The following is a 17,473-nucleotide window of genomic DNA, read 5'->3' as shown; positions in this document are numbered from 1 at the left end:
CCGGTGGGCAGGCCACAAGACATTACGCGTTGCTGAATTACCTTTCCAATGGCCTTTGCGCTGAATCCCTCGTCAAGCGTCCCGAACCGCGCCGGTACATGGCTGGCCGGCTTACCAACCGATCGCTTCCGGCAGCCAGGTAGCGAGACCCGGGAAGCAGAACAGCAGCACGACTGCCGCAGCCTGCAGGCCCACGAAGGGCAGTACACCGAGATACAGATGGCGGGTGGTGACCTCTGGCGGGGCGACGCCCTTGAGGAAGAACAACGCCCAGCCAAAGGGCGGCGTCAGGAAGGACATCTGCAGATTCATCGCCACCAGCACGCCCAGCCACACCATGTCGGTGCCATAGCCGATGAAGACCGGCAGGAACATCGGCAGCGCGATATAGCTTATCTCGATCCACTCGAGGAAAAAGCCGAGCACGAACAGTATCACCATCAGGAAGATCAGCGCGCCCAGCTCGCCGCCCGGCAGCAGGTTGAACAGATCATGCACCATGTTCTCGCCGCCAAGGCCGCGGAAGGCCAGCGAGAACGGCTGCGCGCACAGCAGGATGAAATAGACCATGGCGGTGATGGTCAGGGTCGAGTGCAGACAGGCCTTGAGCATGGTGAAGTTGAGACGCCGGGCCAGCAGCGCGATCAGCATGCTGCCCAAGGCCCCCATCGAGGCCGCTTCGGTGGGAGCGGCCACGCCACCCAGAATCGAGCCAAGCACCGCGAACACCAGCATCAGCGGCGGAATCACGCTACGCGCCAGGTCACGCAGCAATTCCTTCATACCACCGGCAGCGGCGCGCTCCTCTTCCGGGATGGCCGGGACGAGGTCCGGCTTCCACCAGCCCAGCACCAGTAGATAGACGATATAGATGACGGCGATGGCCAGCCCCGGTACGAAGGCGGCGGCAAACAGGGTGCCGACGGATTCGCCGAGAATTTCCGAGAGCAGAATCAGCACCAGGCTCGGCGGAATGATCTGCCCCAGGGTGCCGGAGGCGCAGATGGTGGCCGAGGCCACGCCCGGGTGATAGCCGCGTCGCAGCAGGGTCGGCAGCGTCAGCATGCCGACGGTGACCACCGTCGCGCCGACGATGCCGGTGGAGGCGCCCATCAGCACGCCGACCAGGATGATCGCGATGCCCATGCCGCCATTGACGCCGCCCATGGCGCGCCCGATGGTCTCGAGCATGTCCTCGGCAACCCGCGATTTCTCGAGCATGACCCCCATGAAGACAAACAAGGGGATCGCCAGCAGGGTGTAGTTGGTGACCACGCCATACAGACGGGCCGGCATTAGGCTGAACAGCAGCGGGCCAAAGCCCGCAAGCCCTGCCACGAAACCGGCCACGGCCAGGGAAATCGCGACCGGAATGCCGATCAGCATCAGGATCAGAAAACCGCCGATCATGGCCAGCGCGATCCATTCGTTCGGGCTCATGGCGTCACCTCGCGTTCCAGGTCACCGTCGACGGGCTTGCCCGATAGCACCAGCAGCGCGCGCAGGCAATCTGCCACGCCCTGCAGCGCAAGTGCGGCGAACCCGAGGGGAATGAAGGCCTTGAGCAGATAGCGATAGGGAAGACCGCCGGGGTCGGGCGAGCCTTCCATCAACTGCCAGGACTGCTCGGTGTAGCTCAGGCCCAGCCAGGCGATGGCGGCGCCGATGGCGATAGTCATCAGCGCAGCGATCAGATCCACCAGCGCGCGGCCCTTGAGAGAGAAACGGTCGTAGAAGACATCGACGCGAACGTCGGCGCGATGCTTGAGGGCGTAGGAGATGCCCAGCAGCGCGATGGGAGAAATTAGGTGCCACTCGAATTCCTGAAGTGGCACGGGGCTGATGCTGAAGAAGTAACGCAGTAGCACGTTACTGGCGACCAGCAACACGAGCGCCAACAGCGAGTAACGGGCGATGACGCCCAGTCGCTCGATGATGCCCTCGAGAAAATGGATGACGTACAGCATGGCATGGCCTCATGAACGCCACGACGGGACAGGTCGTGGCGTTAGACAGGGAAGCAGGAAGACGGAGAAAGGCGTTTGCGCTCAGGGCTTGTACCTTGAGTTCGCCCCCGGAGCGCAGCGAAGGGCGAGTTCATCGGGCGACGGGTCTGAACGCGAGACCCGAGTCGACAGGTGCGAGCCGCGAGACCCGAGACCCGAGACCCGAGACACCAGGCGTCAGAGCGCCAGGAAGGTCTTCTCGCTGACGGCGGCCCATTCCTTGTGCTGGTCGCGGAAGGCCATGAAGGACTCGTGGACGCGCGCGGTGTCCGGATCGGCCGCCGCCATGTCGGTCAGCGTCTTCTCGGTGACTTCCTTGAGGCGCGCTACTACCGCGTCCGGCAGTGGTTGAGCGGTGACGCCTTCGTTCTCGACCAGGTCATTGAGCGCCTCGGCATTCACCGACTCGCACCAGGCCTGGCTCTCGACGTTGCACGCCTGGGCGGCGGCCTTGACGATGGCCTGCAGGTCTTCCGGCAGGCCCTCCCAGGCTGCCTTGTTGATCATCAGCTCGGTGACGTTGGTCGGCTCGTGCCAGCCGGTGGTGTAGTAGTACTTGGCGGCCTTCTGCAGGCCCAGACGGCGATCCTGATAGGGGCCGACGAACTCGGCGGCATCGATGACGCCACGTTCCAGCGCCGGGAAGATCTCTCCGCCGGGCAACAGACGCACGGCCACGCCCAGTTCGGCGTAGACCTTGCCGGCCAGCCCCGGGATACGCATCTTCAGGCCCTTCAAGTCCTCGACCGTATTGATCGGCTTGCGGAACCAGCCGGTCATCTGCACGCCGGTATTGCCCATCGGGAAGGCGATCAGCCCCTTGGGGGCGTAGAGCTCATGCCACAGCTCCAGACCGCCACCGTGATACAGCCAGGCGTTCATGCCCTGGGTATTCATGCCGAAGGGCACGGTAGTGAAGTACTGGGCGGCGGGAATCTTGCCGGCCCAGAAGTAGGCATTGCCGGCATTCATCTCCACCACGCCACTGGCGACGGCATTGAAGCCCTCCAGAGCCGGAATCAGCTCACCGGCCGCGAAGTGCTGGATCTTCATGCGCCCACCGGACATGGCCTCCACCTTGCGGCAGAAGTCGGTCGGACTGCCCGGGCCCTCGACATAGAAGGGCGAGCCCGGACCATAGGCATTGGTCATCTTCCATTGATAGGTCTTGTTGGATTCCGCGCGCACGATGGCGGGCGCACCCATCACGAGTCCAGCGGTTGAGGTTGCCAGTGCGGCACCCAGGAACTTGCGACGATCGAATGTCATGGGAGGATCTCCTGCGGACGGATGACCAGTAATGCCCTTGCGACAGACTGCTTTGAATGCTCTGTGTGAAAGAGTCTTCTGTCTCAAGGGGCGCCTGTACGGCATGCCGACATCGAGGCCGGCGATCTTGTTGTGTAGGTGTTTCTGCATGTTCTTGAGTAGCGTTGCCTGTCATTTGTCAGCCAGGAGGCTGCCATTTGTCAGTGGGCTACGTGGAAGACATTGCAAAGCATGTGCCATTTGGCGCGCAGGGAGATTTATTCTGTATTTTCAATTGATTACATGGGGATTCTGGACGCTGTGTTCCGCGTATGGAGCGTGAGCGCGCCCCTGGCGTTGCCCAAGTGAGGCCGTGGCAGCGCTGATTGGCAGAGTTCAGGGCCTGACAAATGTCAGGAGATGACGCCTGTCGCGGCATTTGTTCACCGATAGCGACGGGGAGGGTGACATCTGGCTCACGAATGTGGGGTGGGGATGATCAATTGTCATGCTCGCGACCTGATGGTGCGTGCGATCGATCATGGTGCGCCTGGATAGGGGCGCCCAGAGTCGGTCAATCAGCGTCGGTCAATCAGAGTCGCCAAATCAGAGTCGCCAAATCAGAGCCGGTTCGACCACCTCTAGTCTTCATGCGAGGCGCCACAGACGACAGTCTGACGGGTCGGTGGCATCATGCGGCTTTGTCCTGATGGAGCGTTAGATGTCACCTCATGAGCCTGAAGAGCCTACCGCCCGCTCGGAGTCTTCGCCTGCCGCCGCATCCACTTCCGTGACGAAGACTGCCGGGCCGCGCCTGCCCGTCACGCTCGGGGCATCAGGAGAGGCACAGGTGCCGCGTATTCTGCTGGTCGCCATCCTGGTGGTGATGGCGGTGCTTGCCTGGTGGGAAATGCCGCAGCAGTGGGCGCTGGATTTCCTCGACGCCACACTGGGCCAGGCGTTCAGTGCCTTCGCCATCGCCAAGGGCCTGAACGCGACCATCTCGGTGCTGCAGTCCTCGACCATCGACCTGCAGGTGTTTCAGGTCTCGCCCGGGGAAGCGCTGGACCCCGCCAATGACATGATCGAGCGCTTCTCGTGGGTGATGTTCGCGGCGACCGGCTCGCTGGCGCTGCAGAAGCTGCTGCTGGGCATCTCCGGCTCGCTGATCATCAAGGCCTTCGCCAGTGGTGCCTGCCTGCTGGCGGCGCTGGGGCTGCTCACGGGTAGTCGCCAATCGGTCGATGGCGTGCATTCCCGTCAGCGCTGGTGGCAGGTGGCCATTCTGCGCGTGGCCCTGTGGGGCATCGCACTGCGCTTCGCGGTGCTGAGTGTCGCGCTGGCCAGCGGCGCTGCGGGTCAGGCCTTTCTCGATGACAGCCGCGATACCCAGATGGCGCAGCTGAGCGTGACGCAGCAGCAGCTGGCGGAAGTCGCCGACAAGCAGGTAGGTGGCGCGCACGAGGAGCGCAGCTGGTGGCAGCAGTTCAAGGGCAGCATGGAAGGTTGGGTCGGTGGGCCGATCACCAGTGTCACCCAGGGTTTTGATGCGATGACCGACAAGGTGATCGACCTCACCATGCTGTTCATCACCCAGACGGTGCTGTTCCCGCTGGGCTTTCTGTGGGTCGTGCTACGGCTACTGCGCGGGCTGGCAAGGTTGAAGTGACGCTTGCAGTGACGCTTACAGTGATATGTGAGGTGACGAGTGAAATGACGGCTCCGGCGCCGTCCGGGGCTGCGGCGTCAGAGACAGAGACAGTGACAGAGACAGAGACGTCATAGCCGCGCGCCGCCACGCCGGTGCTTCACGCGCGTCATCAGCGACTTGCAGTCGACGGAGAGAATCTCGTCGCGATTGAAGATATGCGCGCGCACGAAGGCATCGAAGGCCTCGTAGCTGTCGGTGAGGGTGTGGATGTGCAGGCTTTTCAGGTCGCTCATGATATAGAGGCTGACCACCTCGACGCAGGCGGAAAGCTCCTCGGCGATGCGTTCGATGGCACTGGGGGCGACGGTCAGATCCACGAAGGTGGAGATGCCCTTGCCGAGCTTGTCGGGGTTGATGACGGCGGTGAACTGTTCAATCACGCCGCTCTCGACCAGCGCCTGGACGCGGCTGCGTGCATGGGCTCGCGAAATGCCGAGCTTGCGGGCGATATCGGCGTAGGACATGCGACCGTCCTTGATCAGCAGGTTGAGCAGCTCACTGTCGGTGCGGTTGAGGTTCATGGGCCAGGGTCTCGACGGTCTTTGTTGTAGTGGTGCGCATGCCTTATCAAACCTGTGAGATCCGCACTTGTATAGTCCGACTTCCACCTCTGGCGAGGATATTCCGGCTCTGGAAACCACAACGGGTCGCCAAGGCGTCCCGTTGTCATGTGCATGTTTAGAGCAGAAGCCTCAAGCGTCACTGATAGACGATCTCGCCCTGGGGCGCGTATGCCGCGACGTCGATCGGGCTCTGCTCGGCAAGGTAGGCCTTGAGCACATCGGCATCGACGAAGCCGGTATCCAGGTAACCCGGCAGCTCAGTGACCTTCGGATAGCCATCCCCGCCGGCGGCATTGAAGCTCGGGATGGTGAAGCGATACTGCGCGTCCATGGCCAATGGCTGGCCCTGAATCATCACGTCGGAGACGCTGCCTTCCTCGCGATTGACGCGCAGGCTGACGCCGGCGAACTGGGCATAGGCGCCGGAGTCCACCGGTTGGGTGGCCACCGCCTCGAGATACTCGAGCACCTCGCTGCCCGACATGCTGACGACCCCCACGGTGTTGCCGAAGGGCAGTACGGTCAGCACATCCTTGTAGGTGATCTCGCCCGCGGGCAGCGAGGCGCGCACGCCACCTGCGTTCATCACGCCGAAGTCGGCCTTGCCGGCCTGCATGGCGGCGGTGGCGATCAGACGTCCCAGGTTGGTCTGGACAAAGCGCACCACGTCGCGATCGCCTTCCAGCTTGCCGTTGCTCTGCGCGAGCGTGACGTTGAGCTGCGCCTGGCCCTTTTCCTGATAGGGGCGCAGGAATTCGCGCAGTTCGCTGTCCTCGGCAATTTCCTCCGCGACCAGCACCTTCCTGCGCTCGCCATTCTCCTCGACGGTCTTCTTGAGATTCACCGGAATCAGCTGATAGTTGACCATGGCCAGCTCGCCATTGCGGAACTCGTAATCGGCGCGTCCCACGTACTTGCCCCATTCATGCGCCTGCACGATGTAGGTGCCGTTCTGGCGGTCCGGCTGGCAATCATCGCCGGGCGCAAAGTCCGCCATCCGGTTGGCGCCCTCCATGCAGACTGGCTCCTGGGAGTGGCCTCCGACAATCATGTCCAGTTCGCCGTAGGGCAGATAGCGCGCCAGCGAGACATCGCCCGGCGCATTGATGCCATGCTCGGCATTCTGATAGTGGCCCCTGTGGGTGACGGCGAAGATCAGGTCCGGCTGCTCATGCTCGTTGAGCTCCTCGATGGCCTTGCGCGCCTCTTCCTTGGGGTCACGGAAGTCGAGATTGCTGAAGTATTCGGGGTTGCCAATGCGCACGGTGTCTTCGGTGGTCAGGCCGATCACCGCGATCTGGATGCCATGCTCAACGAAGATCTTCCAGGGCGCGAACAGGCGCTCGCCGGTGGTCTTGTCATAGATGTTGGCAGCCAGCATCGGGAAGTCGGCCCAGTCGCGCTGCTTGAGCAGCACCTCCAGCGGGTTGTCGAATTCATGGTTGCCCACCGCCATGGCGTCGTAGCCGATGCGGTTCATGCCCTTGAAGTCGGGTTCGGCCTGCTGGAGATCGGATTCCGGCACGCCGGTGTTGATGTCGCCACCCGACAGCAGCAGCACGCTGCCGTCTGCGGATTCCACCTCGGTGCGGATACGGTCGACCAGCGTCTTGCGCGCCGACATGCCGTATTCGCCATCACTGCTTTGCCAGAAGCGACCGTGGTGATCGTTGGTGTGCAGCACCGTCAGGTGATAGGTGGTGTCGGCCTGCCATTCATGGCCCGCCTGGCTGGCACAGGCACTCAGCGTGCTGAGCAATGCAGTCCCCAGCAGGGCCTTCAGCGCCATGCGCGAGCGGGGGGATGCGCGCAAGCCCGGCGCATTTGATGAGATGAGTCGAGTATTCAGCATGAGCGATACGTTCCTTGTGTCTGGCTCCGAGGCGCAATGGCGCGTTCCAATCTGTTAGTGCTGATTGTAAGAGTACTGATTGCAAGTGTGTTGATGGTAAAACTGCTTGAAGAGTGGAGATGGCATGAACAAACCCATGCAGTCTGCCTCATTGCTGTGGAGATTGGATGACCGACACCCCAAGTGCGAACTTTCTAGACCGACATGAAAAAACCGGCCAATGATGCGCCGGTTCTTTCATGTCTCATTGCTGCGCCTGCGGGTCAGGCGTGTTCCTGGTCCGCGCTGATGCTGTCGGTGGATTCACGCTCACTCGCTCTCGGGTTGAACACCTCGGCGTCTTCCATCTTCGGCAGCAGCAGCTCGGCGATGATGGCGGTCAGGCCGCCCATGGTGATCGGCGAGCGCAGCGCATCGGCGAAGGCGCCCGGAATGGCGTTCAGCACATCCGGCACCATGCCGACGCCAAGTCCCAGCCCCAGGGCCAGCGCGATGATCATCATCTCGCGGCGCCCGATGGGCTGCGCCATCAGGATGCGGATGCCGGACACCGCGATCAGCGCGAACATCAGCGTGGTGGTGGCACCGAGCACCGGACGCGGCATCTGGGTCAGCAGGGTAGCGATGAAGGGCGACAGGCCCAGCAGCAGCAGGAAGCCGGCCACGTAGCGGCCCACATGGCGGCTGGCGATGCCGGTCAGCTGGATCACGCCGGTGTTCTGGCTGAAGGTGGTGTTGGGGAAGGTGCCGGCTAGCGCGCCGAGCGCGGAATTCAGGCCATCGCCCAGCACGCCGCCACGCAGACGCTTCTGGTGCAGCTCATCATCCACGGCGAGACCCGAGGCGCGTGCGCTGCCGGTGAGGTCACCGACGGTCTCGATGGCGGTGATCATGAAGATGAAGGCCACCGGCAGGAAGGCGGCCAGCGAGAAATCGAAGCCGGTATTCAGGGTCGCCGGATGCGGCAGGGCCAGCAGGGCGGCATCGGCCAGCTGCGGTGCATCATAGAGGCCACCGATGGCGGCGATGATGCAGCCGACGGCCATGCCGATGAAGATGGAGGCGATTCTCAGCCACGGATGACGCGAGACCTGACAGGCCAGCACCGTGATCAGCACACAACCGGCCAGCGCCAGATTGGCGGGTGCACCGAAGTCCTCGGCGCCGAAGCCGCCGCCGATATCCGTCATGCCGACCTGAATCAGGCTCAGGCCGATCAGCATCACCACCACGCCGGTGACCACGGGCGTGATGACCCGCTTGAGCCACGGCAGCACCGTGCCCAGCGCCATCTCGATCAGGCTGCCCGCCAGGCAGGTGCCGAACAGCACCGCCAGTACCTGTTCGTCACTGGCATTCTGCGAACGAGCGATCAATCCGGCGGTGATCAGCGCGGACACGAAGCTGAAACTGGTGCCCTGGATGCTCAACAGCCCTGAGCCGAACGGGCCGATGCGCTGGGACTGGATCCAGGTGGCGACACCGGAGACCACCAGTGCCATCGACAGCAGGCTGGCGGTGTAGGCATCGAGGCCCAGCGCGCTGGTGATGATCAATGTCGGTGCAATGATACCGGCCAGACTGGCCAGCAGATGCTGGGCGCCGGCGAGGGCCGAGATGGGGACCGACGGGCAGCTTTCGAGGCCGAGCAGTGGTTCGTCGATCCCCTTGGAATCGGAAGAGGATTGGCTCATGTGACGCTCCTTGTTCTGCTCGCGATGCAATGGCGAAAATGGTGTCGGGCACTGGAGTGTTCAGCGCGGGCAGCCAATTATAAGCAAGATGTGAACCAAGTTCAGTGCTCGTATCGATTTTTCCATCACTTGTTGCGTGTCCCGCGGCCAGGCCAGCGGATGAGCAGGCCAAGCCCGTGTGCCACAAACGCAAGATCCCCGCCGGGCGTGATGCCCGGCGGGGATCTGTCTTTGCTCTCGCGGCGCCTTGTCTGAGCGAAAGTACGCCCAGCGGCTCAGCGGCTCAGGGCGTCAGCAGGCGCTGGATATTGAGGCTGATCTCGCCTTCGCCGAAGGTGCTCAGGAAGCCCTGGAAGTGCTCGGTGGCCACGTGGGCTTCGATGGCGTCTTCATCCCACCATTCTTCCAGTACCACGAAGTCGCCTTCCGGTACCGGCTCACCTTCCGCGACGTTCTTGTCGATCGCGAAGAATTCGTACTGCAGGCAGCCCTTGTCGGACTGGCTCTTCTCGACCAGTTCGGCGAGAGCATCGCGTGCCTTGTCCTGCTGGTCGGCGGGGAAGGTCAGTGTCGCGATAAGCTTGATGGACATGGCATGAATCCTGTCGTGGGCGTAAGAAGTGGACGTAACAGATAGGCGAAACGAATCAGGCACATAAGCCGGCCATCGCCGCCGGGAATGCGCTGCGCTGGCCTGCCTCGAAAAGGTGGCATGTCCGCCATCGGGATGCAATGCGGCGGGCACGGGCGGCGACTTGCCCCCGTGCCCGCCGTTGGCCCACAAGGCGGACACGTCGATGTCTTGCGGACAGCTGCTCTGAACAGATCTTCAGAATCCGATCTTGAGAGCCCGGCCTTGAGAGCGAGCCTTACAGGCGAGTGAAGATCTCGTCTGCCGGCAGACGGGACTTGGGCAGCTCGGCATTGAAGTCGTCAGCGGCGCGGTAACCCAGGCTCACGGCGACCAGGGCGTTGAAGCCTTTCTCGCGCAGGCCGAATTCCGCATCCAGCGCTACCGGGTCGATGCCTTCCAGCGGCACCGCATCGATGTTCAGGCTGGAGGCCGCATACAGCAGGCTGCCGTAGTTGAGGTAAACCTGCTTGTCCATCCAGTGCTGCAGGTCCTTGAGGTCATGACGGTGCAGGTCGATGAACAGACGACGCGCGCCGTCCATCATCGCGCTGAACTCGTCATCCTTCTTGAAGCGGCCATCAGACGCTTCGGTGTCCAGCAGGTGGTTCAGGTAGTCGTCGTCCAGGGTGGAGCGAGTGCAGAACAGTACGACGTGAGACGCATTGGTGATCTTTGGCGAGTTGAAGGCGTACTTGTCATCGGTACCGGCGCGAGCGAAGCGCTGCTTGGCATCGTCAGATTCCAGCACCAGGAAGTGCCACGGCTGGGAATTGACGCTGGAGGCGCTCAGGCGCATCACGTTTTCCAGTTCCTGCCAGTCGGCGGCGCTGATCTTGCGTGCCGGATCGAAGGCCTTGGTGGAATAACGACGTTGCATGATGGCGGTGGGAGTCATGATGATGGTCCTCGTAGTGGCAGGCCAGTCGCTGAGCGTCCATGACCTTTTGGAAGAAGATGTCGCCATCATAGCGAGTGGATTCAGCGTTGAGTATCCGCGTTGCGCGCATCTTTAAGATGAAAAAACGGCACCAATCCCGAGAATTGGTGCCATATGTCAATTACTTGTCATCGCTGTGATGCTTTCATGGCATTAATGCTGCGGCAGGCTCTCTGGATGGCGTATCAGAACAAGCACTCAGCATCAGGCCGTGCAGCTTGCGGCACTGGCCCGCCACATGGACTTCGCGTATCACGCGGTCGTCGCCCAGCATCATCAATGCGAACAGCACCTCCTGCAGCGATACCTGGCTGGACTGACCCCAGCGAGTGCGCCGTGCCAGCAAGGGCGTGGCGGCGGGGTCGAGCACGATGACATCGGCTTCCATGCCCGGACGCAGGTTGCCGACCTTGTCTTGCAGGCGCATGGCGCGCGCATTGCCCAGCGTCAGTTGATAGAAGCCCTGCCAGGGTGTCAGCGGTTGATTGGCGCGTGACTCAAGCCCCGCCACATCATGGGCTACCGCGCCGTGAAGCTGGCCGACCTGATAGGCGGCCTTGAGGCTCTCCAGCTGACACAGGCTGGAGCCACCGCCGACATCGGTGGCGATGCTGATGTTCATGCCCATGGCGCGGGCACTGGCGCGATCGAACAGTCCGCTGCCGAGAAACAGGTTGGAGGTCGGGCAGAAGGCGATGCTGGCGCCACGATCCGCGATGCGCTGGCGCATGCCATCGTCCAGGTGGATGCCGTGGGCGAAGGTGGTGCGCTCATGGCTCAGGCCGACATTCTCATAGACCGCCAGATAATCCCGAGCGTCGGGGAACAGCTCGGCGACCCACTTCACCTCATCGAGATTCTCGGCCAGATGGGTCTGCAGGTGCAGGTCCGGCTGGCTCTTGAGCAGTTGGCCGGCAGCCTCGAGTTGCTCGGGCGTGGAGGTCGGCGCGAAGCGCGGCGTCAGCACATAGCCGAGGCGGTCACGCCCGTGCCAGTCTGCGATCAGGCGCTCGTCGTCCTTGAGCGCGGCGACCCCGGAGTCCAGCAACTCGGGCGGCGCGTTGCGGTCCATCATCACGCGCCCGGCGTGTACGCGCATGTCGCGCGCCCGGGCAGCCCGGAACAGGGCATCGGCACTGCTGGCATGTGAGGTGGCGAACACCTGGGCGCTGGTCGAGCCATGACACAGCAGCGCATCGAGGAAAGCATCGGCGACCTCGGCGGCATGTGCGGGGTCGGCGAAACGCTGCTCGGCGGGGAAAGTGTAGGTGTTCAGCCAGTCGATCAGGCAGTGGCCGTAGCTTGCGATGATATCCAGCTGCGGGAAGTGCACATGGGTATCGATGAAGCCCGGCATCATCAGGCCTTCGACGTTACGCGGCGGAAAAAGACGCATCAGCTCGTCCACGGCCTCATGCCGGGCAAGCGAGCGATGATCCCCCACGGCGACCACATGGCCTGCATACATCACCAGCAGGGCATCGGCGTAGTGTTCGACGGTGCGCGCCAGGGTCGCCGCCATGTCAGAGGCTCGGTTGTCTCTATCATCGTCGTCATCGCTCGAGGCCGCCTCACTCAGCATGGCGTCTTCAGGGTCGGCGACGAAATGCAGCAGTGCTCCGCGCAGCAGGCTGACGCAGGAAGCGTCCTTGGCGGCCGCGCGCAGGGCTGTCGTCAGGCGGTGCTCATCCAGGTGGCAGGCCGCAGTGTGCGACGTGTCTTGGTCAGTCATCATTCGGCCTTCTGTGTCGTTTTTGTCTGGTGCATCGCGTCAGGGGCAAAATGGGCGCGCAGCTGGCGGGCACCCTGACGCGTCAGCCCATGGCTGTCCAGTGACGTACCTTGAATTGACGTGCCATGTCCGGTGGCCTTGTCGGGCGAGTTCACGGCCGCTTCGTCACTGCGCCGCGCCTCGATCTGCAGCAGGTCCGCGACGACGCCAATCGCGATTTCCTCAGGGCGTTTTCCGGGAATGCCGGGCACGCCAATCGGACAGCGAACGCGGGCGATCTGATGCTCCGCAAGATCGCCACGCAGGCGCTGGCGAAAGCGCGCCCACTTGCTGCTGGAGCCGATCAGTCCCAGTGACGCCAGGTCATCACGCGCCGCGAGCGCGGCGATCAACGCCTGGTCCTCGACATGGTCATGGGTCAATACCAGCACATGACTGCCCGCCATTACGGACAGTGACTCACTGGCGGGCGCGGCTTTCGCGGTCGGCAGGTAAGTCAGGATATTGAACGCCTGACGCACTACACGGCCCTCACAACCCGCGGGAGTCGTGGCGGCCGTGAGCTGCTCGGGGCGTGAGTCCCGCCAGTCGATCTGCCAGCCCAGCGGTGCCAGCAGCGTGACGATCGCCTGACCGACATGGCCGGCGCCGAACAGGGCCAGCCGTGGCGCAAGTGCCGGGTACAGCTCGATCAGCACCTGCACATGGCCGCCGCAGCATTGCTGGGCATGCTGGCCGAGCGCGATTTCCTCGAGCAGGCAGCCTGACTGCCCTTGGGCCAGCCTCTCGCGGGCGCGCTCCACCACCAGCTGCTCCAGCCGACCGCCGCCGAGGCTGTCGTGCAGCGTATCGGGGGTGATCAGCATCTTGCTGCCGGCACCACGCGGGGCAGAGCCCGCCACCGTCACCACGGTGGCCAGTGCATGCGCCGTCAGCGCTGCCTGAGCCTCGGCGAGCGCCTGATACCAGCGGCCGGTCGCGGCACTCTTGTCGGCACTCTTGTCGACATTCATGACGGCACCTGCGTTGGCTCTGCGCCAGCAGTGTCGTGCTGCTCCTGCCAGTCACGCTGTTCGCGCGCCGCCAGCATCACCCGCTCCGGAGTGGCCGGGGTATCCAGGCGGATCGCGCGGCGGTAGTCGGTCAGCGAGGCCAGCGCATCGCGCAACGCCGCCCACACGCTGATGGCGAGCATGAAGGGCGGCTCGCCGACCGCCTTGGAGCGGTAGATGCTGGCGGCCGAGTTGGGGTGTCCCTCCAGCAGGCGTACCTTTAGCGCGCCGGCCGGCACGTCACTGATCGCCGGAATCTTGTAGGTCGCCGGGCCATCGGTGAGCAGCCGGCCGTCCTCGTTCCATTTGAGCTCCTCCGTCGTCAGCCAGCCCATGCCCTGCACGAAGCCGCCCTCGATCTGGCCGATGTCGATGGCCGGATTGAGCGAATCACCGACATCATGCAGGATCTCGGCGCTTTCCAGACGGTATTCACCACTCAGCGTATCGACGACCACTTCGCACAGCGCCGCGCCGAAGGCGTAGTAATAGAAGGGGTGGCCGGTGCCGCTGGCGCGATCGTAATGGATATCCGGGGTGGCATAGAAGCCTTTCTCGGACAGTGAGATGCGTTCCAGATACGCCGCCTGGATCAGCTCTCCCCAGGTCATCAGCACACCACTCGGTCCATGCAGCTCGCCATCCGTGAGACTCAGGCTGACGCGTGGCTGGGCGAGATGCTCGGCGGCGAAGTCGAGCAGGCGCATCTTGAGGCGCAGGCAGGCATCACGCGTCGCCATGCCGTTGAGGTCCGCGCCGGAGCTTGCCGCCGTCGGCGAGGTGTTGGGCACCTTGTCGGTGCGGGTGGCGGTGATGCGCACCTTGTCCACGCTCAGCCCCAGTTCACGCGCCGCGACCTGGGTGATCTTGGTGTGCAGGCCCTGGCCCATCTCAGTGCCGCCGTGATTCACCTGCACGCTGCCATCGGTGTAGACATGCACCAGGGCGCCTGCCTGATTGAGGTGCTTGGCGGTGAAGGAGATGCCGAACTTGACCGGTGTCAGCGCCAGCCCCTTCCTGACCACCGGATTGGTGGCATTGAAGGCACGTATCTCGGCGCGGCGCGCCCAGTAGCGGCCACTGTCCTCGAGCTGATCGATCAGGGTCGCCAGCAGCGGGTGTTGATTGACGTGTTGGCCATAGTGCGTGGTCTCACGGCCTTCGCAGTAGAGATTGCGCTTGCGGATCTCCAGCGGGTCACGCCCCAGACGCCGGGCGATATCCTCCATCGCGGATTCGACCGCCAACATGCCCTGAGGGCCGCCAAAACCGCGGAAGGCGGTATTGGACGCCACATTGGTGCGTGCGCGAATGCCGCGCACGTGGGCATTGCCCAGGTAGTAGGCGTTGTCGGCATGGAACATGGCGCGATCGACGATGGCATCCGATAGGTCCGGCGAGTGGCCACAGTCGCCGGTCAGCTCGATGATGGCGGACTCGATGCGCCCGCTGTCATCGACGCCGAATTCATAGCGATGGTGGAAAGGGTGGCGCTTGCCGGTCAGGCGCATGTCATCTGCGCGTGCCAGTCGCAGGCGTGCCGCGCGGCCGGTGCGCCGGGCGATCATCGCGGCCAGACAGGCCACCGGCGCGGCCTGGGTTTCCTTGCCGCCGAAGCCGCCCCCCATGCGGCGGGTCTCCACCGTGATGGCGTGGAAGGGCACGCCGAGCACTTCGGCAATCAGCTTCTGGACTTCGCTGGGGTGCTGGGAGGAGCTGTGCACCAGCATCTCGTCATCTTCGCCGGGCAAGGCCAGTGCGGCCTGACTCTCCAGATAGAAGTGTTCCTGGCCGCCGCTTTCCAGCTCACCGCTCAATTGCCAGGCGGATTTGGCGAGTTTGGTGCTGATGCTGTCGAGATCGCCGGCGCGACCATTGGCAAGCCGTGCCTGGGTGTGGGTCGGGCGCACCAGATCACCGCGGCTGGCCGCCTCGCGCGGGTCCAGGCATACCGGCAGGGGGGACGTTGCGACCTTGGCCAGTCGCGCGGCCTGACGTGCCGCGCGCTCGCTGTCGGCGGCGACCACGAAGAGCGCCTGACCATGATGGCTGATGATGTTACTGACCAGCAGTGGGTCGCCGGGGTAGACCGGCCCCACATCGCTGTGACCGGGGATGTCGGCGGCGCTGAGCACGCAGACCACGCCGGGGGCACGGCGCACCGCTTCGAGATCCAGCGCATCCAGAGTGGCGTGCGCGACCTCGCTCATGCCGATGGCCAGATGCAGCGTGCCGGTGGGCAGTGGCAGGTCATCCACATAACGCGCCGAACCGCTGACATGGCGCTGGGCGCTTTCATGCTGACGTGACTGGAGAACGGGGGCGGCCGGCGCAGCGCTGGCGTCGGACTCAAGACTGTGCAAGGTACGCATCGAGGCTCTCCAGTGGCGTGAGGGAAGTCGTGGGCTGGCGCTCATTCAGGATACGCTGGGCCACGCGGGGAATCAGATGGCTGGCGGCCAGCAGGCGATACTCGCGTGAGCCGCGCACGTCACTGAGTGGTGAGAAATCGGCCTGCACGGCCTGTTCGATCTGCTGGCGAGTCTGCGCCGTCAGCTGGGCGGGCGTGAGAGATTCCAGCGCTTGCAGCGTCAGCAGTGCCTCCAAGTGCGGGGCGCGGGCCGGAACGCCGGCCATGCCGCCGAAGGCCACGCGCCAGTGCTGGGCGCGCCCGCTGGCATCACGCCGCCAGGCGAAGACGCCGAGCAGGGTGGAGATATCATCGTCACGCCGCTTGGACAGCTTGTGCACCGCCAGTCGCTGGTTGGGTAGCGGGCGTGGCAGGAAGACGGAGTGGATGATCTCGTCCGGCATCAGCTGGGTACGCTTGTAGTCGAGGAAGTAGTCCTCGAGCTTCAGAATGCGCTCATTGTCCTGGCTCATCAGCTGGATATAGGCGTCCAGCGCGATCAGCAGCGGCGGCATGTCGCCGATGGGCGAGGCATTGCCGATATTGCCGCCCAGGGTGCCACGATGGCGGATCTGTTCACTGCCCAGTCGCGTGAGCAGCTCCGCACCATCCGGGTAATGCTCCCGCAGCAGCGGCATCAGCTGGTAATAGCTGACCGCGGCCCCGATCCACCAGCCTGCCTGACCGGCGTGCTCGCCTTCCTCTATCTTGCCAAGCGCCGCGACCTGGGTGGTGTCGATCAAGGCCGGGAAGTCGCGCAGGCGCTGGGTGTGCTCCAGCATCAGGTCCGTGCCACCGGCGATCAGCGCGGCATCCGGGCGCTCGGCGCGCAGCGCCAGCAGGGCCTGCAAGGTGACCGGCCGATAGAAGCGGCCGGTGTCTCGATCATCATCAGGGGCGGTGTCGTGCGCTTCCGTTGTGCTCACGCCAGCGTCCTGCAGGCTGGCTGGCCCGAATTCGCCTTGCAGCAGACGGTGAGCGGCCTCGCGGATCGGGCGATAGCCGGTGCAGCGGCACAGGTTGCCGCCCAGTGCATGGTCGATCATGGTGTCGCGCTGTCTGGCATTGATCACTTCGCCCTGATCGATCTGGCGCTGATGACGGGCATGCAGCACAGCAAGACTCATGGCGATGCCCGGGGTGCAGAAACCGCATTGACTGGCATGGGTGCTGACCAATGCCTGCTGCACTGCCGAGAGGGTTGGCGCCTGGCTGGCATCCGCCAATCCCTCGACGGTGATCAAGTCACAGCCGGCCAGCTGATGGGCGGGCATCAGGCAGGCATTGGCGGTGCTCACATTGTGGCCCGGCCCCTGCAAGGCAATGGTGCAGGCGCCGCAGTCGCCGGAGGCACAGCCTTCCTTGGTGCCGTCTTGCCCAAGTGAGGTGCGCAGCACTTCGAGTACGCTCGTTCCCGGTGCAGGTGAGGGCAGTCGGCACGCGCGCCCGTTCAAGGTGAAGTCGATCATGCGGGCATCCTGTCAGGTCGTATTGTCATTGTGGTGCCTTGTCGCGTACAGCGTGGTTCCAACGCTCAAGTCCTTGTTCTGCCTTGTCGACGGGCTTGCTCTGTCTTGCCAGCGGGCTGGGTCTGCCATGGCGGCGAGCGTTGGTCTGCAGGCTGTTGTCTCTAT

The 17,473-nt window shown here is 63.8% G+C and carries 13 protein-coding genes; 1 reads left to right on the top strand and 12 read right to left on the bottom strand.

Going from position 1 to position 17,473, the window contains the following annotated elements:
* Nucleotides 1–111 precede the first annotated feature (111 nt).
* From R2R70_RS07320 to R2R70_RS07310, 3 genes are all read right to left on the bottom strand, one after another.
* A complete protein-coding gene (locus tag R2R70_RS07320; RefSeq protein WP_107334867.1) occupies nucleotides 112–1,440 on the bottom strand; it encodes a TRAP transporter large permease subunit in 1,329 nt (442 codons plus the stop codon).
* Entirely contained in the window at nucleotides 1,437–1,967 is a 531-nt protein-coding gene (locus R2R70_RS07315; protein WP_216060256.1) for a TRAP transporter small permease subunit, read from the bottom strand. The genes R2R70_RS07320 and R2R70_RS07315 overlap by 4 nt, the downstream gene beginning before the upstream one ends.
* Nucleotides 1,968–2,183: 216 nt before the next feature.
* Nucleotides 2,184–3,275 carry a TRAP transporter substrate-binding protein gene (locus R2R70_RS07310; RefSeq protein WP_107334865.1) on the bottom strand — a complete coding sequence of 364 codons (1,092 nt, stop codon included), beginning with the start codon at nucleotides 3,273–3,275 and terminating at the stop codon, nucleotides 2,184–2,186.
* Nucleotides 3,276–3,975: 700 nt separating this feature from the next.
* Between R2R70_RS07310 and R2R70_RS07305 the strand changes: the two genes are divergently transcribed.
* Nucleotides 3,976–4,923, top strand: coding sequence for a hypothetical protein (locus tag R2R70_RS07305; RefSeq protein WP_410977707.1), 948 nt, complete (start codon nucleotides 3,976–3,978; stop codon nucleotides 4,921–4,923).
* A 110-nt stretch (nucleotides 4,924–5,033) separates the two neighbouring features.
* On the opposite strand, the gene R2R70_RS07300 is transcribed toward R2R70_RS07305, so the two are convergent.
* The 9 genes from R2R70_RS07300 to R2R70_RS07260 form a co-directional block, all read right to left on the bottom strand.
* A complete protein-coding gene (locus tag R2R70_RS07300; RefSeq protein WP_043332694.1) occupies nucleotides 5,034–5,486 on the bottom strand; it encodes an Lrp/AsnC family transcriptional regulator in 453 nt (150 codons plus the stop codon).
* A gap of 178 nt (nucleotides 5,487–5,664) precedes the next feature.
* Nucleotides 5,665–7,341 carry a bifunctional UDP-sugar hydrolase/5'-nucleotidase UshA gene (gene ushA, locus R2R70_RS07295; protein WP_410977706.1) on the bottom strand — a complete coding sequence of 559 codons (1,677 nt, stop codon included), beginning with the start codon at nucleotides 7,339–7,341 and terminating at the stop codon, nucleotides 5,665–5,667.
* Between the two features lie 302 nt (nucleotides 7,342–7,643).
* Nucleotides 7,644–9,074 (bottom strand): uracil-xanthine permease family protein, encoded by a 1,431-nt coding sequence (locus R2R70_RS07290; protein ID WP_052384417.1) that lies wholly within the window; start codon nucleotides 9,072–9,074, stop codon nucleotides 7,644–7,646.
* A gap of 283 nt (nucleotides 9,075–9,357) precedes the next feature.
* On the bottom strand, nucleotides 9,358–9,666 hold the full coding sequence (locus tag R2R70_RS07285) for a putative quinol monooxygenase (protein WP_052384416.1): 309 nt from the start codon (nucleotides 9,664–9,666) through the stop codon (nucleotides 9,358–9,360).
* Nucleotides 9,667–9,943: 277 nt separating this feature from the next.
* The gene (locus R2R70_RS07280) at nucleotides 9,944–10,603 is read right to left on the bottom strand and encodes an oxygen-insensitive NAD(P)H-dependent nitroreductase NfsB (RefSeq protein ID WP_043333519.1); all 660 of its coding nucleotides are present in this window, start codon (nucleotides 10,601–10,603) and stop codon (nucleotides 9,944–9,946) included.
* A gap of 187 nt (nucleotides 10,604–10,790) precedes the next feature.
* A complete protein-coding gene (gene guaD, locus R2R70_RS07275) occupies nucleotides 10,791–12,377 on the bottom strand; it encodes a guanine deaminase (protein WP_410977705.1) in 1,587 nt (528 codons plus the stop codon).
* Nucleotides 12,377–13,390: a xanthine dehydrogenase accessory protein XdhC gene (gene xdhC / locus R2R70_RS07270; RefSeq protein ID WP_410977704.1), complete on the bottom strand. Its 1,014-nt coding sequence runs from the start codon at nucleotides 13,388–13,390 to the stop codon at nucleotides 12,377–12,379. Before xdhC ends, guaD begins: the two co-directional genes overlap by 1 nt.
* A complete protein-coding gene (xdhB, locus tag R2R70_RS07265; RefSeq protein ID WP_410977703.1) occupies nucleotides 13,387–15,801 on the bottom strand; it encodes a xanthine dehydrogenase molybdopterin binding subunit in 2,415 nt (804 codons plus the stop codon). Before xdhB ends, xdhC begins: the two co-directional genes overlap by 4 nt.
* Nucleotides 15,779–17,308, bottom strand: coding sequence for a xanthine dehydrogenase small subunit (locus tag R2R70_RS07260; RefSeq protein ID WP_410977702.1), 1,530 nt, complete (start codon nucleotides 17,306–17,308; stop codon nucleotides 15,779–15,781). The genes xdhB and R2R70_RS07260 overlap by 23 nt, the downstream gene beginning before the upstream one ends.
* Nucleotides 17,309–17,473 lie beyond the last annotated feature (165 nt).

The organism is Cobetia sp. SIMBA_158 (assembly GCF_046566945.1).
Taxonomy (GTDB): Bacteria; Pseudomonadota; Gammaproteobacteria; order Pseudomonadales; family Halomonadaceae; genus Cobetia; species Cobetia amphilecti.
This window is presented reverse-complemented; position numbering and strand designations above follow the sequence as displayed.

What these genes read in the sequence shown, in the direction of transcription:
- R2R70_RS07320 (WP_107334867.1), bottom strand. Translation starts at nt 1,440, where the DNA reads ATGAGCCCGAACGAATGGATCGCGCTGGCCATGATCGGCGGTTTTCTG.
- R2R70_RS07315 (WP_216060256.1), bottom strand. Translation starts at nt 1,967, where the DNA reads ATGCTGTACGTCATCCATTTTCTCGAGGGCATCATCGAGCGACTGGGC.
- R2R70_RS07310 (WP_107334865.1), bottom strand. Translation starts at nt 3,275, where the DNA reads ATGACATTCGATCGTCGCAAGTTCCTGGGTGCCGCACTGGCAACCTCA.
- R2R70_RS07305 (WP_410977707.1), top strand. Translation starts at nt 3,976, where the DNA reads ATGTCACCTCATGAGCCTGAAGAGCCTACCGCCCGCTCGGAGTCTTCG.
- R2R70_RS07300 (WP_043332694.1), bottom strand. Translation starts at nt 5,486, where the DNA reads ATGAACCTCAACCGCACCGACAGTGAGCTGCTCAACCTGCTGATCAAG.
- R2R70_RS07290 (WP_052384417.1), bottom strand. Translation starts at nt 9,074, where the DNA reads ATGAGCCAATCCTCTTCCGATTCCAAGGGGATCGACGAACCACTGCTC.
- R2R70_RS07285 (WP_052384416.1), bottom strand. Translation starts at nt 9,666, where the DNA reads ATGTCCATCAAGCTTATCGCGACACTGACCTTCCCCGCCGACCAGCAG.
- R2R70_RS07280 (WP_043333519.1), bottom strand. Translation starts at nt 10,603, where the DNA reads ATGACTCCCACCGCCATCATGCAACGTCGTTATTCCACCAAGGCCTTC.
- guaD (WP_410977705.1), bottom strand. Translation starts at nt 12,377, where the DNA reads ATGACTGACCAAGACACGTCGCACACTGCGGCCTGCCACCTGGATGAG.
- xdhC (WP_410977704.1), bottom strand. Translation starts at nt 13,390, where the DNA reads ATGAATGTCGACAAGAGTGCCGACAAGAGTGCCGCGACCGGCCGCTGG.
- xdhB (WP_410977703.1), bottom strand. Translation starts at nt 15,801, where the DNA reads ATGCGTACCTTGCACAGTCTTGAGTCCGACGCCAGCGCTGCGCCGGCC.
- R2R70_RS07260 (WP_410977702.1), bottom strand. Translation starts at nt 17,308, where the DNA reads ATGATCGACTTCACCTTGAACGGGCGCGCGTGCCGACTGCCCTCACCT.